Source organism: Pseudomonas qingdaonensis, assembly GCF_018398475.1.
GTDB lineage: Bacteria > Pseudomonadota > Gammaproteobacteria > Pseudomonadales > Pseudomonadaceae > Aquipseudomonas > Aquipseudomonas palmensis.
Window position 1 is genome coordinate 5,708,933 of record NZ_CP074676.1, and the last position, 17,056, is coordinate 5,725,988.

Genomic DNA, 17,056 nt, shown 5'->3' on the forward strand with positions numbered 1-17,056 from the left:
TCCTTGTTCGCTGTAAGTTTTATGCTTGATGGCCATTACAGCGTCAAGCGCCTGCAAATGCCCCCGTGGAAACCGTTTGCGTGCCCTTGGATGGACAAAATCCAGGCAAAAAAATGCCCGGCAAGCCGGGCATGTTTTTTCGAGCATGTTACAGGTTGTAGCCACGCTCGTTGTGCTGCGCGAGGTCGAGGCCGACCGCTTCTTCCTCTTCGTTGACCCGCAGGCCCATCACCAGGTCCAGCACCTTCAGAATCACGTAGGTGACGATAGCGGTGTAGATCACCGTGAAGCCCACGCCCTTGGCCTGCACCCAGACCTGTGCGCCGATATCTTCGACGGTACCGAAGCCGCCCAGTGCAGGGGCCGCGAACACGCCGGTGAGAATCGCGCCGACGATGCCGCCGATGCCATGCACGCCGAAGGCGTCCAGGGAGTCGTCATAGCCCATCTTGCGCTTGAGGCTGGTGGCGCAGAAGAAGCACACCACACCCGATACCAGGCCGATCACCAGTGCGCCCATCGGGCCTACGGTGCCCGCAGCCGGGGTGATCGCCACCAGGCCTGCCACCACACCGGAGGCGATGCCCAGGGCGCTGGGTTTGCCGTGGGTGATCCACTCGGCGAACATCCAGCCCAGCGCAGCGGCGGCCGTGGCGATCTGGGTCACCAGCATGGCCATGCCGGCGGTGCCGTTGGCAGCGGCTGCGGAGCCGGCGTTGAAGCCGAACCAGCCGATCCACAGCATGGCCGCGCCCATCAGGGTGTAGCCCAGGTTGTGCGGGGCCATCGGGGTGGTCGGGAAACCCTTGCGCTTGCCCAGCACCAGGCACGCCACCAGGCCCGCGATACCCGCATTGATATGCACCACGGTGCCACCGGCAAAGTCCAGTACGCCCCAGTCCCACATCAGGCCGCCGGCACCGGACCAGACCATGTGCGCGATCGGTGCGTAGACCAGGGTGAACCACACGGCCATGAAGATCAGCATGGCCGAGAACTTCATGCGCTCGGCAAAGGCACCGACGATCAGGGCCGGAGTGATGATGGCGAAGGTCATCTGGAAGGTGATGAACACCGCCTCGGGGAACAACGAGGTCAGGCTTGCGGGGGTGACGCCGGCCAGGAAGGCCTTGGAGAACCCGCCGACGAAGGAATTGAAGTTGACCACGCCCTCTTCCATACCCGTGGTATCGAACGCCAGGCTGTAGCCGTAGACCATCCACAGAATGCTGATCAGGCCGGTGATGGCGAAACACTGCATCATCACCGAAAGCACGTTCTTGGAACGCACCATGCCGCCGTAGAACAACGCCAGGCCCGGGATGGTCATGAACAGCACCAGCGCGGTGGCGGTCAACATCCAGGCGGTGTCGCCGGAGTTGAGCACGGGGGCGGCTGCCTCCTCTGCCATGGCCATGCCAGGCATTACGAGGGACAAAAGGGCTCCTAGCCCTGCGAACTGACGCAGAGTCATATTGTTATCTCCTGGGGCGTTGGGGTTTGGGGCGGCGTTACTTAGATCGCGTCGGTATCGGTTTCACCGGTACGGATGCGGATGGCCTGTTCCAGATTGACCACGAAAATCTTGCCGTCACCGATCTTGCCGGTGTTGGCCGCCTTGGTGATCGCCTCGATGACCCGGTCCAGGTCCTTGTCGTCGATGGCGACATCGATCTTCACCTTGGGCAGGAAATCGACTACGTATTCAGCACCGCGATACAGCTCGGTGTGGCCTTTCTGCCGTCCGAAGCCTTTGACTTCCGTGACGGTAATGCCCTGCACGCCGATTTCGGACAGCGACTCGCGCACGTCGTCCAACTTGAATGGCTTGATGATGGCAGTGACTAGCTTCATGAAACTCTCTCCCGAATTGGTGGACTTGCCCCAGGAAAACAAACCCGTCTCAAGTCTAAGCGCAGTGCCTGGCTTTGTAACGCTTCGTCGGCCTCAATCCCAAGGCCCGACACCAGTGCATGAGTCACTTGGCTCTAAGCAGAAACCTTGCCATGTCTGCCAAAGCCACCAATTACAACGGCTTGCGTGCCTTGCGTGGAATTGGCCAGTCGCCAGCAGCGCAAACACGCACAAAAACGGTGCGCTACCGATCGGGGGAATGCGCGAAAAGCGTGCGGGGCGAGCGGGCGTGGGGTGCGTGTTACACTGGCCGCCTCTTTGCATTTACCGGACGGACCAACATGCTCGCGCCCAAAGCCTTTCTCGATGCCCTGAGCGGCCAGGCCTCGCGCCTGTTCAGCGGTGACACCGCGCAGCCGCGCAGCGAACTGGAAAGCCAGTTCAAGGCGCTGCTGCAAAGTGGTTTCAGCAAGCTGGAACTGGTCAGCCGTGAGGAGTTCGACAGCCAGATGGTAGTGCTGGCCCGCACCCGCGCACGCCTGGAGGCGCTGGAGGCCAAGGTCGAAGAGATGGAAGCGCGGTTGAGCCCGGCGGCTGCCGAGTAGAGCGCAGCGCAGCCTTCGTCGGTAGGGCCGGCGCCTGCAGGGTCATGCAGGGGCCTGCCTCACCTTCTCATACCGCACATCCCCCTCCTCCAACTGCGCCACCACCTCCCACCCCAAGCGGCGATAGAAGCCATTGGCACGCACGCCGTCGCGGCCCGAAGGCTGCACCGGGGCGCCGTGATCTTGACCAGCGCCCCTGGCCCCGTCAACCGCTGCAAAACCTCGACTCACTCTCCCCCGCGCACCCTGCGCGCGCACCACTATCCTTGCCCCAGCCGCAGGACGCGGCATTGTCCCGATCATGGAGTGTGCATGTCCCTCGCCCTTGTCCACAGCCGCGCCCAGGTGGGCGTGCTGGCCCCTGCGGTCACCATCGAAGCGCACCTGGCCAACGGCCTGCCCAACCTGACCCTGGTCGGCCTGCCCGAAGCCACGGTGAAGGAAAGCAAGGACCGTGTGCGCAGCGCCATCCTCAACTCCGGCCTGGAGTTCCCCGCGCGGCGCATCACCCTCAACGTCTAAAGGTCAATGATTGAGGGTATGGACACGATTTGGAGCCCGTACGCATGGCGCTAGACATCATAGGTATGGACGTCCATAGCTATGACGATGTCCACACTGTTTTCTGCAATATTGAGATAGCCATCAGCATCGCATGCGGCGACGTCGCCGCATGCCAGGTGGATTTTCCAGACGAACAGGGAGCAATGCCCGAAGCGGACGAACCGTAAAAATGGCTCGCCACCAAGCTCATGAACATGCGCGTCGGCACGAACACAGCACTGGCACGTATGATCGCGGTATTCGGTGTTGAGAAGCCGCACTGCGCTTATCTGTTCACCAGCCGCCGCGCCAATCGGATAAAAGTGCGCGTACATGCCAACGCAGAAGGCTAGCGAGATCGAATAACTGCTGCCGCATCGGTGGACACCGAGTTGACCTGTGCAGGGTATATTTCCCGTACCCTTTCTTCTCTACGTCTATTGGAGCACTGCAGGCATTGGGCTAGAGTTTTAGATTCTATCAGCCCGGCGTATTACCTTACGCCGTCACAAGGAAGAGGCTATGCAGATCCAGTACTTGGAGATCGCGAATTTCCGCAAGCTCCTGTCCGTTCGAATAGATCTAGCAAGCACAACCACCCTTTTGGTTGGGGCCAACAACAGTGGTAAGTCCTCGGCGATGTTGGCGCTGCGTAAATTTCTGCTCTCGAAGGCGAGCGCTTTCCGCCTCCAGGATTTAACGCTTGCTCACCTCACGACCATTAATGCCATTGGTGCCGAGTGGGAAGAGGCTGACGAAACCTTTGAAATACCAGCGGCAAACCATTGGACGCACTGGTTACCTACCCTCGACTTATGGGTGGAAGCCTCGCAAGGAGAGTTGCATTACATCAAGGATCTGATTCCTAATTTTGCCTGGAAAGGCGGCTGCGTCGGGATGCGCTTTAGGCTTGAGCCTAAGGATATGGCCAAACTCTTCACCGATTATCGGAAAGAGCGTAACCGCGTAAAAACGCTGTTGCAGGAGATATTGAGCAAGACCGAGGAAGGAAAAACTCCGCCCACCCTCTCACTTTGGCCGCAAAGTCTGCACGACTATTTAAACCGGCGCTTGGGAGCGATGTTCACCATACGCTGGTATCGTCTCGACCCGGCACAGCTCTGTGAACCAGATCCCAAGACTCGTCACGCTCGCCTTCAAACACTATCTGCGAATGCACTTCCTCTGGAGAGCAATCCACTGACCGATCTCATACGCGTGCACGAGATCAATGCGCAGCGCGGCTTTGGTGATAGCGCCGAGGAGTCCGTCACTGAGGGACGAGGTGGTTCAGGGAAAAAACTAACGGAGCAATTGCGTGCTTACTACAGCCGGCATCTGGATCCTGGTGACAGCCCTGACATTTCGGACTTGGAAGCGTTGACTGCCATTCAAGCTGCTCAGTCGGCTTTCGATTCCCGACTTACCTCCAGTTTCGCTCCTGCACTTGTGGAGGTCGCAGGCTTGGGCTATCCAAATAATACTGACCCGGCGATCAGGGTAGAAACCCGGCTTTCCCCTACGGACGGCATGAACCATGAAGCTGCGGTTCTGTTCGAGTTGGATTCGGTCGCAGGCGCACCTGGTGCTCCTCCCATGCGACTCCCCGAGACATCCAACGGCCTCGGTTATCAGAACCTGATCTCAATGATCTTCCAGTTGATGGCATTTCGGGATGAGTGGCTGAGGAAGTACAAAAATACCGAGGAGCAGTCCGACGCAGGCGTTGAACCGATCCACCTCGTGCTGATTGAGGAGCCCGAAGCTCATCTCCATGTCCAAGTACAACAAGCCTTCATCAAGCACGCGTATCATGTCCTATGTAATGAGCCGCTTCTCAAGAAATACCCGAGGCTCAAAACACAGCTAGTGGTGAGCTCCCACTCCAGCCATGTTGCTCATGAGACTGATTATGCGAACCTTCGGTATTTCCGAAGGCTACCCGCAGGAATGGCTGGTGTACCTATACCGGTGTCAACCGTCTCTAACTTGAGCACAGTGTTTGGTGACAAAAACCGTCACAGGCAAACCAAAGAATTTGTGACTCGTTACCTGCGAGCGCAGCATGCCGATCTCTTCTTCGCTGACGCGGTGATCTTGGTTGAGGGCGCTGCGGAACGAATGATGTTGCCGCATTTCTTACGCAGTCAATTTCCCTTCCTTGATCGTTGCTACATCACCATCCTGGATATTGGAGGCAGTCACGCACATCGCCTAAGGCCATTAATCGATGTGCTGGGAATTGTGACCCTGGTGATCACGGATTTGGACGCCGGACTGAAGAAGTCAGCTGTACCCGTCAAGCGCAAGGCCAAACAAGAAACCAACAACCCCACCCTGCGTAGTTGGGTAACCGCCCTGGGAGTAGGGCACGATGTCGACACATTGCTGGATCTGGATGGGGAGCAAAAATCGCAGCATATAGACCACTTGTTTGCGATCCGTATTGCGTATCAGACACCCATTAACATCGTTCTACCTAAGACTAAAGGTGAAGTCCAGGCGCTGCCCAACACGTTTGAAGACAGTCTGGTGCTGAGCAATGTGCAGCACTTTGCAACGAAGCAGGGGCGGGGTCTGACCAAGGCTTTCGCCAAAGCGCTGCGTGATTCTGCAAGTGCAGACGACCTTGGTAAGGCTTTGTTCGACGCGCTCAGGTCGGGTGACAAGGCGGAGTTCGCGCTACAGGTGCTTGGAGACCCCGACTTCGCCACGGTCGCTGTTCCAGAATACATCCGGGAAGGGCTCGCCTGGTTAGAAGAAAAGCTGCAGAAGAAGAGCAAGGAGCTCTTGATTATCCCGACGGCCAGTGTCGAGGTGACTGCCGAATGAGTGCCATAAAGGATGTCGCCGATGAAGTCACGCCGACTGCGGATGACGTTATCCAGGAATGCCTGAACCTGGAGACGCCACGTAGTTTCTTCCTATACGCCGGTGCCGGCTCAGGCAAGACCCACTCACTCGTCGTAGCGGTGAAATCACTCAAGGAACGTGAGCGTCAGCGCCTCACGTTTGAGGGGCGGCAAATAGCGATCATCACGTACACCAACGCAGCCTGTGAGGAAATCGCACGTCGCCTTGAGCACGATCCGCTGGTTGAGGTCTCAACCATTCATGCTTTCTCTTGGAAGATGATCAAGGGCTTCAACGACGATATTCGTGAATGGTTACGTATCAAACTTGCGAGCGACATCGCTGAGTTGGACGACAGGCTCGGTCGGGCGAGAACAGTGAACAAGACGTCTCTGGCTAACCAGGCGAGCCGGGATAGCAAAGCTCGTCGTTTGGCGGCCCTTGATGAAATTCCTGAATTTACCTACAGCCCGACGGGAGACAACGTAAGTAGGCAATCGCTGAACCACAGTGAAGTCATCCAGATGTCTGCAGCGTTTTTACCCCAGCCGCCTTTACTCGATGTTATGGCGGATCGGCATCCGGTGCTGCTCATCGATGAAAGCCAAGATACGAATGGCGCTCTCATGGATGCATTTCTGAAAGCTCAGGCAGCGATTCCTGGGAGATTTTGCTTAGGACTGCTCGGCGACACGATGCAGCGTATCTATAGCGACGGGAAGCCAGGGCTTGATGCGGCGATACCACCAGATTGGGCCAAGCCTGAAAAACGTATCAATCGCCGTTGCCCGATTCGGGTTGTCGAATTGATCAACAATATCCGCGCCGGCGCCGATGATCATCTGCAGATACCAACGCCGGAAGCTGCCCAAGGTGCCGTACGTATGTTCTGCACCCGGCAAGCGCCCGGGCAGGATTTCAGCTTGGAAGACCAGATCGCTGAGCAAATGGCAGAGATCACGGGTGATGCTCAGTGGGCCACCGGCAGGGATGGCCGCAAGACGCTGATCCTAGAGCACAAGATGGCTGCCCGTCGGATGGGGTTTGAAGGCGTGTTCGCTCCGCTCTATGCAGTTGCACATCTGAATACCGCGCTGATGGACGGTACGCTACCCATCCTCAAGGTTTTCTTCGATGGGGTCGCTCCAATCGTCGCCGCAGCCCGTTCGGATGATTTCACGCTCATGGAGGCGGTGCGGCTGCGCTCTCCTTTGCTTGATCCTAAGCACCTGGAGGCGGCTGGCAACAATCAATTCGAGCTGCTGGAGTCTGTTGGGGTCGCGACCCATGCACTCTGCGAGATGCTCAAAGATAACAATCCCTTGATTGAAGAGGTGGCTCAAATCCTCCAGAGTTCGGGTTTGCTTGCGCTGCCTGATCGACTCGTTGCTGCAATGGCTCAAGGTGCCACTGCAGACCCAGTACCAGAAACGTCCGATCGCGAGGCGCTAGAAATCCATGCTTATCGGGTTGTCCTAGGGCGTCGTTACTCAGAGATGGCGGCCTTCGCAGGCTATGCAAATGGCCTCTCGCCCTACGGTACCCATCAGGGCGTCAAAGGCCTGGAGTTTCCCCGCGTGATGGTCATCCTGAACGACGAAGAAGCTGGTGGTTTTCTGTTCAGCTACGAGAAATTACTCGGTATTACACCTGCCTCCGCCACAGATATGAAGAATGAGAGCGAGGGTAAAGATACGTCGCTGTCACGCACACGCAGGCTTCTGTACGTCACCTGCAGTCGTGCAGAGGAGAGCTTGGCTATCGTGGTTTACAGCTCTCAGCCAGAGGCTGCGAGGGATAGAGTCATTGACGCTGGCTGGTTGACAGCCGAAGAGGTCGTAGTGCTTTAAAGCAGCTCTTGAGGGGGCAGGCACAGGCGCTCAACCTTGCAACGCTGCCGATTGGGCGCAACGCCTATTCACCGTCGCCTTCGGCGGCAGCTTCAACAAGATGAAGCTGCAGGACGGCTACCGGCCTGACTTACGCATGGTGAGTTGGCCGGACGCTTACCGTCAGCCCCTTTTTAAGCCCAAACAGGCGGGCACCGGTTATTGTTACCTCGCGTTCCGCTTATGAAAAGGATAGACCGTCCGTATTTAGCTGTACGTCAGCATCCGTAACCCAGCCTTGCAGTACCGCTCCGTGGGGCGGCACTGTAATCTTTAGCCCACATATTCCAGGTCTGGACTGACACCAGCATGGCTTAGCAAGCTAACGTTAAGGCTCAGATCTAACTGGCATTTTATATTTAGCCAATAGCGGCTCCAGCCTTATCAACTCTGCTTGAATCTCGCCAATGTAATCCGTTGACTCTGGCGAGTGCCAAGCACTCAGTAAACCTTGAGCATCAATGGGCTCACCACAGAACGCCATGTAGTTGGATTCGCACTCAGCAGCCCAGGACAGTACCGTTTCCTTGGCAGTATCGGTACTTAGGCCGAACTCTTCATCACTCAAAACTCCTGCACTAAACACATATACAAGGTAGAGCATTCTAATAGGTGGCAGAGGGTGAGACTGCCCCGCCTGGTACTTTCGCTCCCAACTTGTGTGCTGAAATAGCCTTAATGGCAAGTACATCACTTGAAAGGCAAATTTAGCCGCTCTCAGGGAATCTGCGTACAAGGACTCCAGCCCCTTGATAGCCGCACCATCCGAGCTAGTGATCGCCCCTTTTGAAAGCTGCTCCTGCACGACGCTGAAATAATTGAAGACCTCCTCAACAGCCCCTTCATCTGCGTCAAACTCTATCGCCTGCAGAGTCAGCGGTTCCAGGTTAGAGATTGGACGACCTCCGCTTATGCTAGGTCGCAAGCCAGCACTCTGCTTCAGCCCTAAATGGCCACGTGTAATATGACTAGCCTCATGCATGAAAATGCTTTCGACAAAGCGCACAGCCAGGAACGCCGAGAACGCCTTCCGAACGTTACAGATTGGCTCTAAAGCATGCAGCTCTGAGTCGGACATGGTGCTAGGCATATAGGTCAGCGATACCGAGCCCTTTTCAAGGTCTGGCGAGCCAACTTCTGAGAGCATGTCACGGCGTGCGGCCATCAGGCTTGCCAAACAGACGCTGTTGAAAATAAAGCCGTAGCTAACGCCGATGAAGGCGATTTTCTTTGGGTGAGATGCTGGTGAGAGATAGGAAAACGCCGCAGCCTCATGCGAGTTGTAAACAGCGCACTTCAGTTCGATGCCAGCCTGAACGAAATACATCTGCTCTACTCGACTTCGATACTGCTCCATGGCCTTGATGACCTGAGCTATCAGATGCCTAGTCCATGCGTCAGCGTGCCTTGGCAGATCCAGCCCACCACGGTATGTAATCTCACGCTGCAGATCCTCAGGAAAATCCATCATGCCTGTACTCCTTGGTTGCGCTGCCTGGCCGCTGGTTACTATAAAGCTCCGGGCTTAGACGACAACAGAGCCGCCCCGCTACACCCAGGCTCCTACCAGCGTTCAAAATTGTCAGCCGAAGAGATTACCTCACCGAAAGTGACCATTGCAGTACGAACGGGATACAAAAAAGCCCCAATACGCACAACGCGCAATGGGGCTTAAACGAGTTAGCGCCGTTCGCGACAACCCCAGCGGCCGCGGCAGGGCGACCGTCCCAACCAGTCCATTCTAGGCCCACACATTCACCACGGCCTCGCTGAAGAGTACGTATTCGATGGCATTCTGGAACTGCTTGGCGACCCAGAAAACGGCGGCGCGCTGTGCATCAAGGACGGATAGGTCTTACCCACCGCAAATGCCTGAGCATACTCAGCTTCGATCTGTGAAAAGTCGGCCCCTTGGAGTGCCTCACCGGCAGCGACCCTTGTCATTGGCGATTGACTGCTGCCTGAGCTCAGGCTCCTGCCCTTGGACTGGGGTCAGGTTGAGGTGGTCGTTAAAAGAGACTCATTGAACTGGCCCAAAAAGTCGTTTTAATGATCCATGCCAAACAGTGCCGCGATGAGCTCGTTTTTCTGTCCCGCAGGCTTGGCTGCAATTCTTGAAAATGAGTCGATCCGGTTTTTCTCAATGAAGCAGAACCGATAGTCATCGGCATCAGCCTCAATCGTGACTATGTTGCCGGTCAAATCAGTGGCTCTTAGTCGTGGGGACTCAAAGCGCCTCTCATGGACGTTCCGAAGATACTGGCCAGCATCTATTCGTTTCTGAGCAACCTCGTCTACAGCACCTAGTGGGGCATACTCAAAGGCTTCGCATAGACTGGTTTTTCCACTGCCATTGGGGCCGTAAAACAAAACAAGCCGCTTGGTGAGATCGAATGATTCAGGATTACGGAACCCCCTAAATGGCCCGACAGAGTTCGGTCAGATTTCTCCACCGCCACTCGGCACCCGCCGCGATAGCGTCAATCAAGGATAGTGCGCTGTTCGTTCTAGCAAATTGATCCCGAGCCAGCTCAGCGATACGAATTGCACGCTGACTGCGGTTGCGCGTCGTGACACCGACCGCGTCAAAATTGTTGAGCACCAGGTTGGCAATGCGGCGCGCGTCCTCTGAGGCGCCGGTCTCGGGGACATGGAGCCAGCGTACGAATGCTGATAATCGTGTGCTTCAGATGCCATCCTTGCTTCCTCAGTGAGAATGACCACGAAAAACGCCGCAGCAACCCATATAAACGGGGCAACTTGGGTGAAAATGAAAATAAATTTTGACTGCCTATAAGACATCCACGCCTCCAGGGGGGAGACGACAAAACCTCCCCCCTAGAGTCACTATAGCCTCCCAGAGGGGAGGCACTGGCACCCTACTAAGTAGACCCCTTCCCAATTACACCCATTACCAACACACCCAGTGACACTACACTCATTACACTTTAAAAGGGGGAGGCGCCAGTGTCTCCACCTCCCCCATTGTCAGCTTATAAATCACCCCACCATAATCGGCTCCGACAACTTGATATGGAGCCAAACATGGCCAAGGTACCCACCAGTAGAAAGGCAACAGCCGCAACACCAGCCCCCACATCCACTACGCCTGCAGCGCCCGCGAAGAAGACAATGTCATCGGAAATAGCTTCAGCTACTCCCAAGACTAAATCACCGGTTAAGCCTGCGGCCACAACTGGGGACGCCAAGACCAAACCGACGGCCAAAGCCAAAGCAGCCAAAACTGCAGAAGGAACTATCGAGGAACGCTGGGGAAAAGATCTCACTGGATCAGGTTGGACAGCAATCCCCAACGCGCTCTTTGTTTACTCCCAAGACCTGGGGCTCACGTCCCTGGATATCGTGATAATCCTCCACTTGGCGAAGTTCTGGTGGCGCAAGGGTAATGATCCGCATCCGAGCAAAAAGACTCTCGCTGCGATGATAGGCGTGAACCCTCGGACGATTCAGCGTGCAATCGCCAAACTGGAGGATAAACAGTACATCAAACGCACGGAGCGTAAGTCTGCGTCGCACGGTGGTAACACGAGCAACAGCTATTCCTTCACCGGTCTCATCAAAGCCGCCAAGCCTTTCGCCAAGAAACTGCGAGATGCCCGCGATGAGAAGGCAGCGGAATACGAGGCCACTAGCGTCAAGCCCGCTACCAAGTCAGCACGGTAATTTTTGAGAGGAATCTGAGCATGAGTTCAATCACCTACAGGCAGGGGGACGCGAGCCTCGCAGACGCATTCAGAACCCTGGCTGACCAGGTGATAGCGGTGCAAGACTCCGGCACGCCACGACACAAGCGTGTCTCGGTAGCCGAGTTCACTTATCTCATGACGAGCAAGCAGTTTGACCGCATCCGCAGCATATGTATGAAAATGGGCTGGCCGGTACCGAACTGTCGGGGCATCCACATTGACTACGAGGCAATCGCTCACCCTCTTCACGCTCGGATACAGAAAGACAACTGCACTGTCGAAGAGGTACTGGAGATTTTGATAGCTGCTTATTGTGGCTACAGTGAGATGGCCCTGAACAAGCCCAAGCACTCTCAAGGCATCCTTTTCAATCGGGGACGCCGTGTGAAGGTAGGAAAGGGACACTACCGCGCCTTGGCGGTCTACAGACTGTGCGAGGAGAAAGGAAGGCGATTCTTGGCACCGATTACGGCGTTCCATACGACGGATGCCAAGATTCGGAAAATAGTATGACTACCAAGGAAGGACGGCCTTGAAAGCTAGTCTTCCGTACCAAAACAGAACAACCTAACGCTTTCAATTTCCCTTCATATGGCCCCATCATGCGTTGGGCCTACGCAGCATCGCCGACAAATTTTCTGCTGTCTGGGTAGTCGATGATAATGCTACGGACGTCGCCAGTGTAATGCAATCCCTGGCCAGGCCACATGCCACTGTGCGTTGCGCTTACCGACAGGATGGACGAAAAGCCGATGACCCAATCTTTGCCCTGCAAGGCAGCGAGAAATTACCTGCTCGCTGCCTAGCCCCCTTCCACATCAGCCAAGGCATGGTAGACGTAACCCACCCAAACCTACCTCAGCAGTATTCGAGCCAAACCCCGACTGCGTCAAGTTTTGGCCCTACGGGCTTTCATTCTCAAGCCTTTGGCCCGTCGTGGGTCGGTGCGCTCCGCTTGCGCTTTTGACAGCGAATTGCTGGATACTGTCGTAGGCAACCAAGGTTAGAGAACTACCCACCTGCGCAGGGACTTGGGCGAATCTGGAGCAGGCCCTTGCTGACCTGGATACCGATAACATCATCTCCGACATGGAGTCCTAGAGAGCGTCCAGAAGTTAGGCCTCAGCCCTGACCACACCGCCTTCAAGCGGTGGGATCAATTGTAGGTAGCACAGCATGCCTCGGTAAGCCTAGGCTACCCCGCCTATTTGATCGCCCAAAGTACCGTCAACGCAATGTGATCAAGCGTACGTTTGGCTGGCTGAGGGAGAACCGAAGGATCGTGACTCGTTTCGAAAAGCTCGCGAAAAGTTATGCGGCGATGGTCTCGCTGGCCTGCGCCATGCGGTGTGTGAGACATCTTTTTTCAGACAGAGTCTAGTCGTGACTTCTGAGAGATTAGCCCGGCAAATCCTTGAGCCAGTAACGCCTGACAGTCGCTTCAGGCAACCCCAGCGCTCGACTCACCTCCGCCTTCGACATGCCACTGGCCTTGAGCTCTAGCACAGCTCGGATTCGATCTGGGCTGCTGGGTTTGCCTCGCGTGCGCTTTACCAGCCCTGCACCAGCGTCCCAGTGCTTCTTAAGGCCCTGCAAGCCTCCCAGGGCTATGAAGCTCTCCAAATCCTGCGAAGCCTTTGCCATGACATCGATAGGTGATGACCCATCTTGGAGGGCCTGACACAGTGCGACCAGTGCCACGAGGTCGAAATCTAGGGTCAGCGCGATCTTGCTCAGCTTGACCAAAGAGACCTGCGTTTTCCCTTGCTCCAATCGCGACAGATTCGCTTGGGAACTGATCTCGGCGAGCTCCTCCTGGGCCGATCCTCTAAGGTCGCGCAGAGCTCGGACTATTGCTGCTATCTCGTTCTGCATGCTGAGCGCTCAAAACGAAGAATAGGGCCACAGCGCCATGCGTCGATAAATATCGAAAGCTGGTAATAATGGCGGTCATCGTTTATCGTGGGCCGACAGATGACAGCCTCGCCGCGTCCGGGCGACCGGCCAGGGAGTGATCAATTTATTAGAAAGTCGACGTCAGCAGGCTAGGGATGAAGCTTCACATACTGTCTGATTTACATTGTGAGTTCGCCGATTTCGTCCCCCCTGTGGTGGACTGTGACGTGGTCGTATTAGCCGGCGACATCCACGTGAAGTCCAGGGGGGCCAGATGGGCCAGCCTGGCCTTCAGCACGCCTGTCGTCTACGCCATGGGCAATCATGAGCACTACAGCGGGAATATAGATCGAACTCACATCAAGCTGCTTGACGCTGCTGAGGCGCACGTCCACGTCTTGGAAAATCAGGTTTTAGAGTACGGTGATGTGCAGTTTCTCTGTGCTACGGCTTGGACAAGCCTGGCCGCGACCGGAGACCCAGTAGCTGCTTCTTGGTGTGCTCGTGACTCACTGAATGACTTTCGCGCTATCCGTGTTGGTGAACAGTACCGGCGTTTGCGCCCTGACGATCTGATCGCGAGAAATCGAGAGACGAAGGAGTGGTTAGAGGCTCAGCTGTCGCTGCCATTCAACGGTAAGCGTGTAGTTGTGACTCACCATCCGCCTCTTATGAAGTTCGTGAGTGACCAAGGAGCCGATCCTCACTTGCGAGCAGCCTATGGAAACAATTGGGATGGCCTGATGGATTTTAAGATCGATCTATGGATCTTTGGCCATACCCACGAAGCTGTGGATGAGGTTGTTAATGGCGTCCGGTTTGTAAGTAATCCTCGTGGTTATCCCACTGAAGAAACTGGCTTTCGGCCAGATCTAGTTGTCAGTGTATGAAGACTGACAGGGCTGCCGGCGTTTAGCTTTTTTCAGTAAGTGAGTAGGTTTCAAATTCGAACGTGATGGAGAATCCATGAGTTGTCTGAATTCCCAGGACTGGACGGCTGAGGGCGGAATACGACTGCCCATTCTGGTGTCAGCTAAGTTGGCGATTGCGCAGGCCCATGATTGGGGTGCACTAGTGGACGCGTACCTGGTAGATGCAGCTGAAGTTGGCGATCGTTTCGTTGCGTATGTGTATGGCGATCTTTCAGGGCAACTGGTTGATGGGATGACAATTGTCACACCACCTAGTGAGGTGATAGCGGAGGTTGAAGGCATGGCGTTATTGCGGACAGTGTCAGGCAACGATCATTACGTCATGGTCAGCCGATTGCCTGCCGCCGCTTGAGTGCCCACGCGTCGTCGAGGCCGACGTCTCAGCCTGCTTCATTAGGCCCCGCCGTCATCTAATCCATTAATAGTTAATGTGTGTTTAAGGGAAGAAGCATGCCCGAGTTAAAGAAACTGACATTGACTGTTAAGAACTATGATGCTCAAGCGAGCGGTGATCTAGACGCTCTCTATCGACGTGTTAGATATGAAGATGAGCACGGCACTACGCTCTATTTCAAAGAGGTTGTGATGCTGAAGTATCTTGCGAAGCATGGTGCTTTGGCGACTGATGCTCCGCGAACTTGGTACTATAAGCATGCCTCAAAGAAATCGATAATTGTTGTCGCTTTTGAGAAGCCTGGCGGGAAAGTCGAGTGCGACTTGGATGATCTGCGAATTATTGCAAGGTCGACTTTGATAAAGGGTGTGGTTATTTCGCTAGCAGCGGTTCCAGCTGGGATTATTGCCGCAACTGCCACCTTTGGAATTGGGCTTGTCATTATTCCTATGTTTCTGTGGTATGGGTACAGGAACGTATTCAAGCTTCCGAAAATGCTGGGTCGAAAAACGCTGTTGGATGAATTTTCAAAATTTGGCGTTACTCTTCGGTAGCTTGGTTTTTTGGTTGTTGAACTTGATTCTCGTTAGAGTGACTGGCTGTCTTGCGGACGCTGACCAGCGAAGGAAACTCAGATGAAGACCAATGCCGTTATCTTTGACGCCTTCGGAACGCTGGTCGAGATACAGCAGCCGACACATCCGTTTCTACAGTTACTGCGAGAAGGGCGACGCCAAGGCCGCTTGCCTCGCGCTGATGACATTCGAATGATCATGACCCGTTGCCTTTCTCTAAGAGAGGCTGCGCTGTCCTTTGGTATCAAGATCTCGCCCTCCCGGCTCGCATTTCTCGATCAATGCCTGGAGGAAGAGCTGGCAAGCATTCGGCCTTATCCAGACGCGGTTGAGGCCATTGAGCTACTGCTAGCTGCAGGGGTGAGACTGGCCGTATGTTCAAACCTGGCAATGGCCTACGGCCCAGTAGTGGAAAGGATTTTCCCGCACCTTGGGGCCTATGGTTTCAGCTATCGCATTGGTGTTATGAAACCGCAAGCGGCCATCTACCAGCACACCTGCGATCTACTTGATGTTCGGCCAGGAAATGAGCTCAGTGGTCAGAGACGGATCGTCATGATTGGCGACTCAGAAAGGTGTGATCGGAATGGGCCTGGCCAGGTCGGTATCAGCGGTTACCTGTTGCGCAGGAATGGAGACGGGGCTTCCAATCTTTCCCATTTTGCACGATCAGTGCTGAGTGATAGGTAGCTGCGAGCAGATGCTCAATTCGATGGTAAGCGTTGCGTCTGAGCTAAAGGGCCGCGCCACGAAGTGGCCTTGCCGGTATGCCCCCTGCACAGAGTACTAGGGGCGACCAGACCAGTATCTCCAGAGGGTGAAGCATGAACGAGGTTAGGATTGTCGGGCGATGCGTTCGCTCCCCGATCGGCTGCTGGAGTGCTAGACATCGGTGTTTTCAGGCGCGTTACGAGCAGGTCTTCTCAATCGCGCTTGAAGTGTTTGGAAGCCGAAAGAAGGCGCAGCGATGGCTTGTAAGGTCTTTAGTAGGTGTAGGCCGTCAGGCACCCTGCGGGGAGCTGTGCACACCTATGGGATTCACAATTATCCATGACGAGATTATGCGGCTTGATCACGGCATACGTGCCTAATCCCATTTAGCCTCCGCTGAGCAATTTCCTCAACGCTTGGCGGGGTCTCTTCGAATGAGATCGCAGTATTTAGAGCAATGGGAGTTCTTATATTTGAGAGCAAGAGAAAAGCGGCAGTGGCCAGGCGCCGCCTTTCCCACAGACTACCACCGGCTTTTACATCTGATATTTACGGCTTCTAGATCACACGGTTTGAGGGTCTGGTGTGAAGCTGAGGTTGGAATGTATGGGCCGGGGCCAAGGAGAAATCGCTTTCCTTTGCAGCCGCAGGCTGCTGCTTTCGCTTTGACGTCAAACCAATGGGGCTTTTTTGCTGGAATCAGTCCGTCTGAAATTCCATCCGTCTCGGACAACAGGCGTCTGCAAGCGTCCGTCACCGTCATATTTCTAGCGAAACGCATTCGCTGACCTTGTACGCACTTTGAAAATTCTGGCCTGTAAACCAAATTTTTAAACTGTAAAGTCCTGCGATTAACACGTTAAAAAATTGGTTTACAGGTTTCCGAGATGCGTCGTTCGAGTATGAGATTCATGGGCGGGGCGATCGCATACTGCTAAAAATGTGCGAACATTATCGTCCTTGGCGTCGGACTTCGGAACGAGTTTGCCGGACGCCTGCAGCACCTTGGGTTCGGGGCGCGCTTGGGGCTATGTTGCCATTTATTCATAATGACACCCTGCCATCGGATCCTATGACCGCACTGCCTGATAGTCAGC

General features: G+C 55.2%; 16 protein-coding genes and 4 pseudogenes. 12 read left to right on the forward strand and 8 right to left on the reverse strand.

What is annotated here, in order from left to right; genetic code table 11:
• Nucleotides 1-148: 148 nt before the first annotated feature.
• On the reverse strand, nt 149-1,474 hold the full coding sequence (locus KH389_RS26175) for an ammonium transporter (protein ID WP_043863350.1): 1,326 nt from the start codon (nt 1,472-1,474) through the stop codon (nt 149-151).
• A 41-nt stretch (nt 1,475-1,515) separates the two neighbouring features.
• Nucleotides 1,516-1,854, reverse strand: a complete 339-nt coding sequence (glnK, locus tag KH389_RS26180) for a P-II family nitrogen regulator (RefSeq protein ID WP_002555808.1) — start codon at nt 1,852-1,854, stop codon at nt 1,516-1,518.
• 341 nt (nt 1,855-2,195) lie between these two features.
• Between glnK and KH389_RS26185 the strand changes: the two genes are divergently transcribed.
• The gene (locus tag KH389_RS26185) at nt 2,196-2,459 is read left to right on the forward strand and encodes an accessory factor UbiK family protein (protein ID WP_213606529.1); all 264 of its coding nucleotides are present in this window, start codon (nt 2,196-2,198) and stop codon (nt 2,457-2,459) included.
• A 42-nt stretch (nt 2,460-2,501) separates the two neighbouring features.
• Here KH389_RS26185 and KH389_RS27440 read toward each other — a convergent pair.
• Nucleotides 2,502-2,615: pseudogene (locus tag KH389_RS27440) on the reverse strand (GNAT family N-acetyltransferase); the annotation flags it as partial.
• A gap of 156 nt (nt 2,616-2,771) precedes the next feature.
• On the opposite strand from KH389_RS27440, the pseudogene KH389_RS26190 reads away from it, so the two are divergent.
• Nucleotides 2,772-2,978 (forward strand): annotated as a pseudogene (locus KH389_RS26190) (magnesium chelatase domain-containing protein); the annotation flags it as partial.
• A gap of 53 nt (nt 2,979-3,031) precedes the next feature.
• On the opposite strand, the gene KH389_RS26195 reads toward KH389_RS26190, so the two are convergent.
• Nucleotides 3,032-3,337 (reverse strand): hypothetical protein, encoded by a 306-nt coding sequence (locus tag KH389_RS26195; RefSeq protein ID WP_213606531.1) that lies wholly within the window; start codon nt 3,335-3,337, stop codon nt 3,032-3,034.
• A 187-nt stretch (nt 3,338-3,524) separates the two neighbouring features.
• On the opposite strand from KH389_RS26195, the gene KH389_RS26200 reads away from it, so the two are divergent.
• Both KH389_RS26200 and KH389_RS26205 read left to right on the forward strand, forming a co-directional pair.
• Nucleotides 3,525-5,834 (forward strand): AAA family ATPase, encoded by a 2,310-nt coding sequence (locus KH389_RS26200; RefSeq protein WP_213606533.1) that lies wholly within the window; start codon nt 3,525-3,527, stop codon nt 5,832-5,834.
• Nucleotides 5,831-7,705 carry a UvrD-helicase domain-containing protein gene (locus KH389_RS26205; protein ID WP_213606535.1) on the forward strand — a complete coding sequence of 625 codons (1,875 nt, stop codon included), beginning with the start codon at nt 5,831-5,833 and terminating at the stop codon, nt 7,703-7,705. Before KH389_RS26200 ends, KH389_RS26205 begins: the two co-directional genes overlap by 4 nt.
• Before the next feature lie 367 nt (nt 7,706-8,072).
• On the opposite strand, the gene KH389_RS26210 is transcribed toward KH389_RS26205, so the two are convergent.
• From KH389_RS26210 to KH389_RS27895, 3 genes and pseudogenes are all read right to left on the reverse strand, one after another.
• Nucleotides 8,073-9,215 carry a hypothetical protein gene (locus KH389_RS26210; RefSeq protein ID WP_213606537.1) on the reverse strand — a complete coding sequence of 381 codons (1,143 nt, stop codon included), beginning with the start codon at nt 9,213-9,215 and terminating at the stop codon, nt 8,073-8,075.
• A gap of 575 nt (nt 9,216-9,790) precedes the next feature.
• Nucleotides 9,791-9,946 carry a hypothetical protein gene (locus KH389_RS27445; RefSeq protein ID WP_244988740.1) on the reverse strand — a complete coding sequence of 52 codons (156 nt, stop codon included), beginning with the start codon at nt 9,944-9,946 and terminating at the stop codon, nt 9,791-9,793.
• A 60-nt stretch (nt 9,947-10,006) separates the two neighbouring features.
• Nucleotides 10,007-10,114, reverse strand: a pseudogene (locus KH389_RS27895) (hypothetical protein); the annotation flags it as partial.
• Nucleotides 10,115-10,789: 675 nt separating this feature from the next.
• Between KH389_RS27895 and KH389_RS26220 the strand changes: the two are divergent.
• The 3 genes and pseudogenes from KH389_RS26220 to KH389_RS26230 form a co-directional block, all read left to right on the forward strand.
• Nucleotides 10,790-11,428 carry a helix-turn-helix domain-containing protein gene (locus KH389_RS26220; RefSeq protein ID WP_213606539.1) on the forward strand — a complete coding sequence of 213 codons (639 nt, stop codon included), beginning with the start codon at nt 10,790-10,792 and terminating at the stop codon, nt 11,426-11,428.
• Nucleotides 11,429-11,448: 20 nt separating this feature from the next.
• Nucleotides 11,449-11,964, forward strand: a complete 516-nt coding sequence (locus tag KH389_RS26225) for a hypothetical protein (protein ID WP_213606540.1) — start codon at nt 11,449-11,451, stop codon at nt 11,962-11,964.
• Between the two features lie 673 nt (nt 11,965-12,637).
• Nucleotides 12,638-12,832, forward strand: a pseudogene (locus KH389_RS26230) (IS5/IS1182 family transposase); the annotation flags it as partial.
• A gap of 17 nt (nt 12,833-12,849) precedes the next feature.
• Here the strand turns inward: KH389_RS26230 and KH389_RS26235 are convergent.
• Nucleotides 12,850-13,326, reverse strand: coding sequence for a helix-turn-helix domain-containing protein (locus tag KH389_RS26235; RefSeq protein ID WP_213606541.1), 477 nt, complete (start codon nt 13,324-13,326; stop codon nt 12,850-12,852).
• A gap of 176 nt (nt 13,327-13,502) precedes the next feature.
• Between KH389_RS26235 and KH389_RS26240 the strand changes: the two genes are divergently transcribed.
• From KH389_RS26240 to KH389_RS27900, 5 genes are all read left to right on the forward strand, one after another.
• A complete protein-coding gene (locus KH389_RS26240) occupies nt 13,503-14,237 on the forward strand; it encodes a metallophosphoesterase (RefSeq protein ID WP_213606542.1) in 735 nt (244 codons plus the stop codon).
• Nucleotides 14,238-14,313: 76 nt separating this feature from the next.
• Nucleotides 14,314-14,631 carry a hypothetical protein gene (locus KH389_RS26245; RefSeq protein WP_122716538.1) on the forward strand — a complete coding sequence of 106 codons (318 nt, stop codon included), beginning with the start codon at nt 14,314-14,316 and terminating at the stop codon, nt 14,629-14,631.
• A gap of 98 nt (nt 14,632-14,729) precedes the next feature.
• Nucleotides 14,730-15,227, forward strand: a complete 498-nt coding sequence (locus tag KH389_RS26250) for a hypothetical protein (RefSeq protein ID WP_213606543.1) — start codon at nt 14,730-14,732, stop codon at nt 15,225-15,227.
• Between the two features lie 81 nt (nt 15,228-15,308).
• The gene (locus tag KH389_RS26255; RefSeq protein ID WP_213606544.1) at nt 15,309-15,938 is read left to right on the forward strand and encodes an HAD family hydrolase; all 630 of its coding nucleotides are present in this window, start codon (nt 15,309-15,311) and stop codon (nt 15,936-15,938) included.
• A 134-nt stretch (nt 15,939-16,072) separates the two neighbouring features.
• Complete coding sequence (locus tag KH389_RS27900) at nt 16,073-16,339, forward strand: antitoxin Xre/MbcA/ParS toxin-binding domain-containing protein (protein WP_213606545.1); 267 nt, start codon at nt 16,073-16,075, stop codon at nt 16,337-16,339.
• The last annotated feature ends 717 nt before the right edge of the window (nt 16,340-17,056 follow it).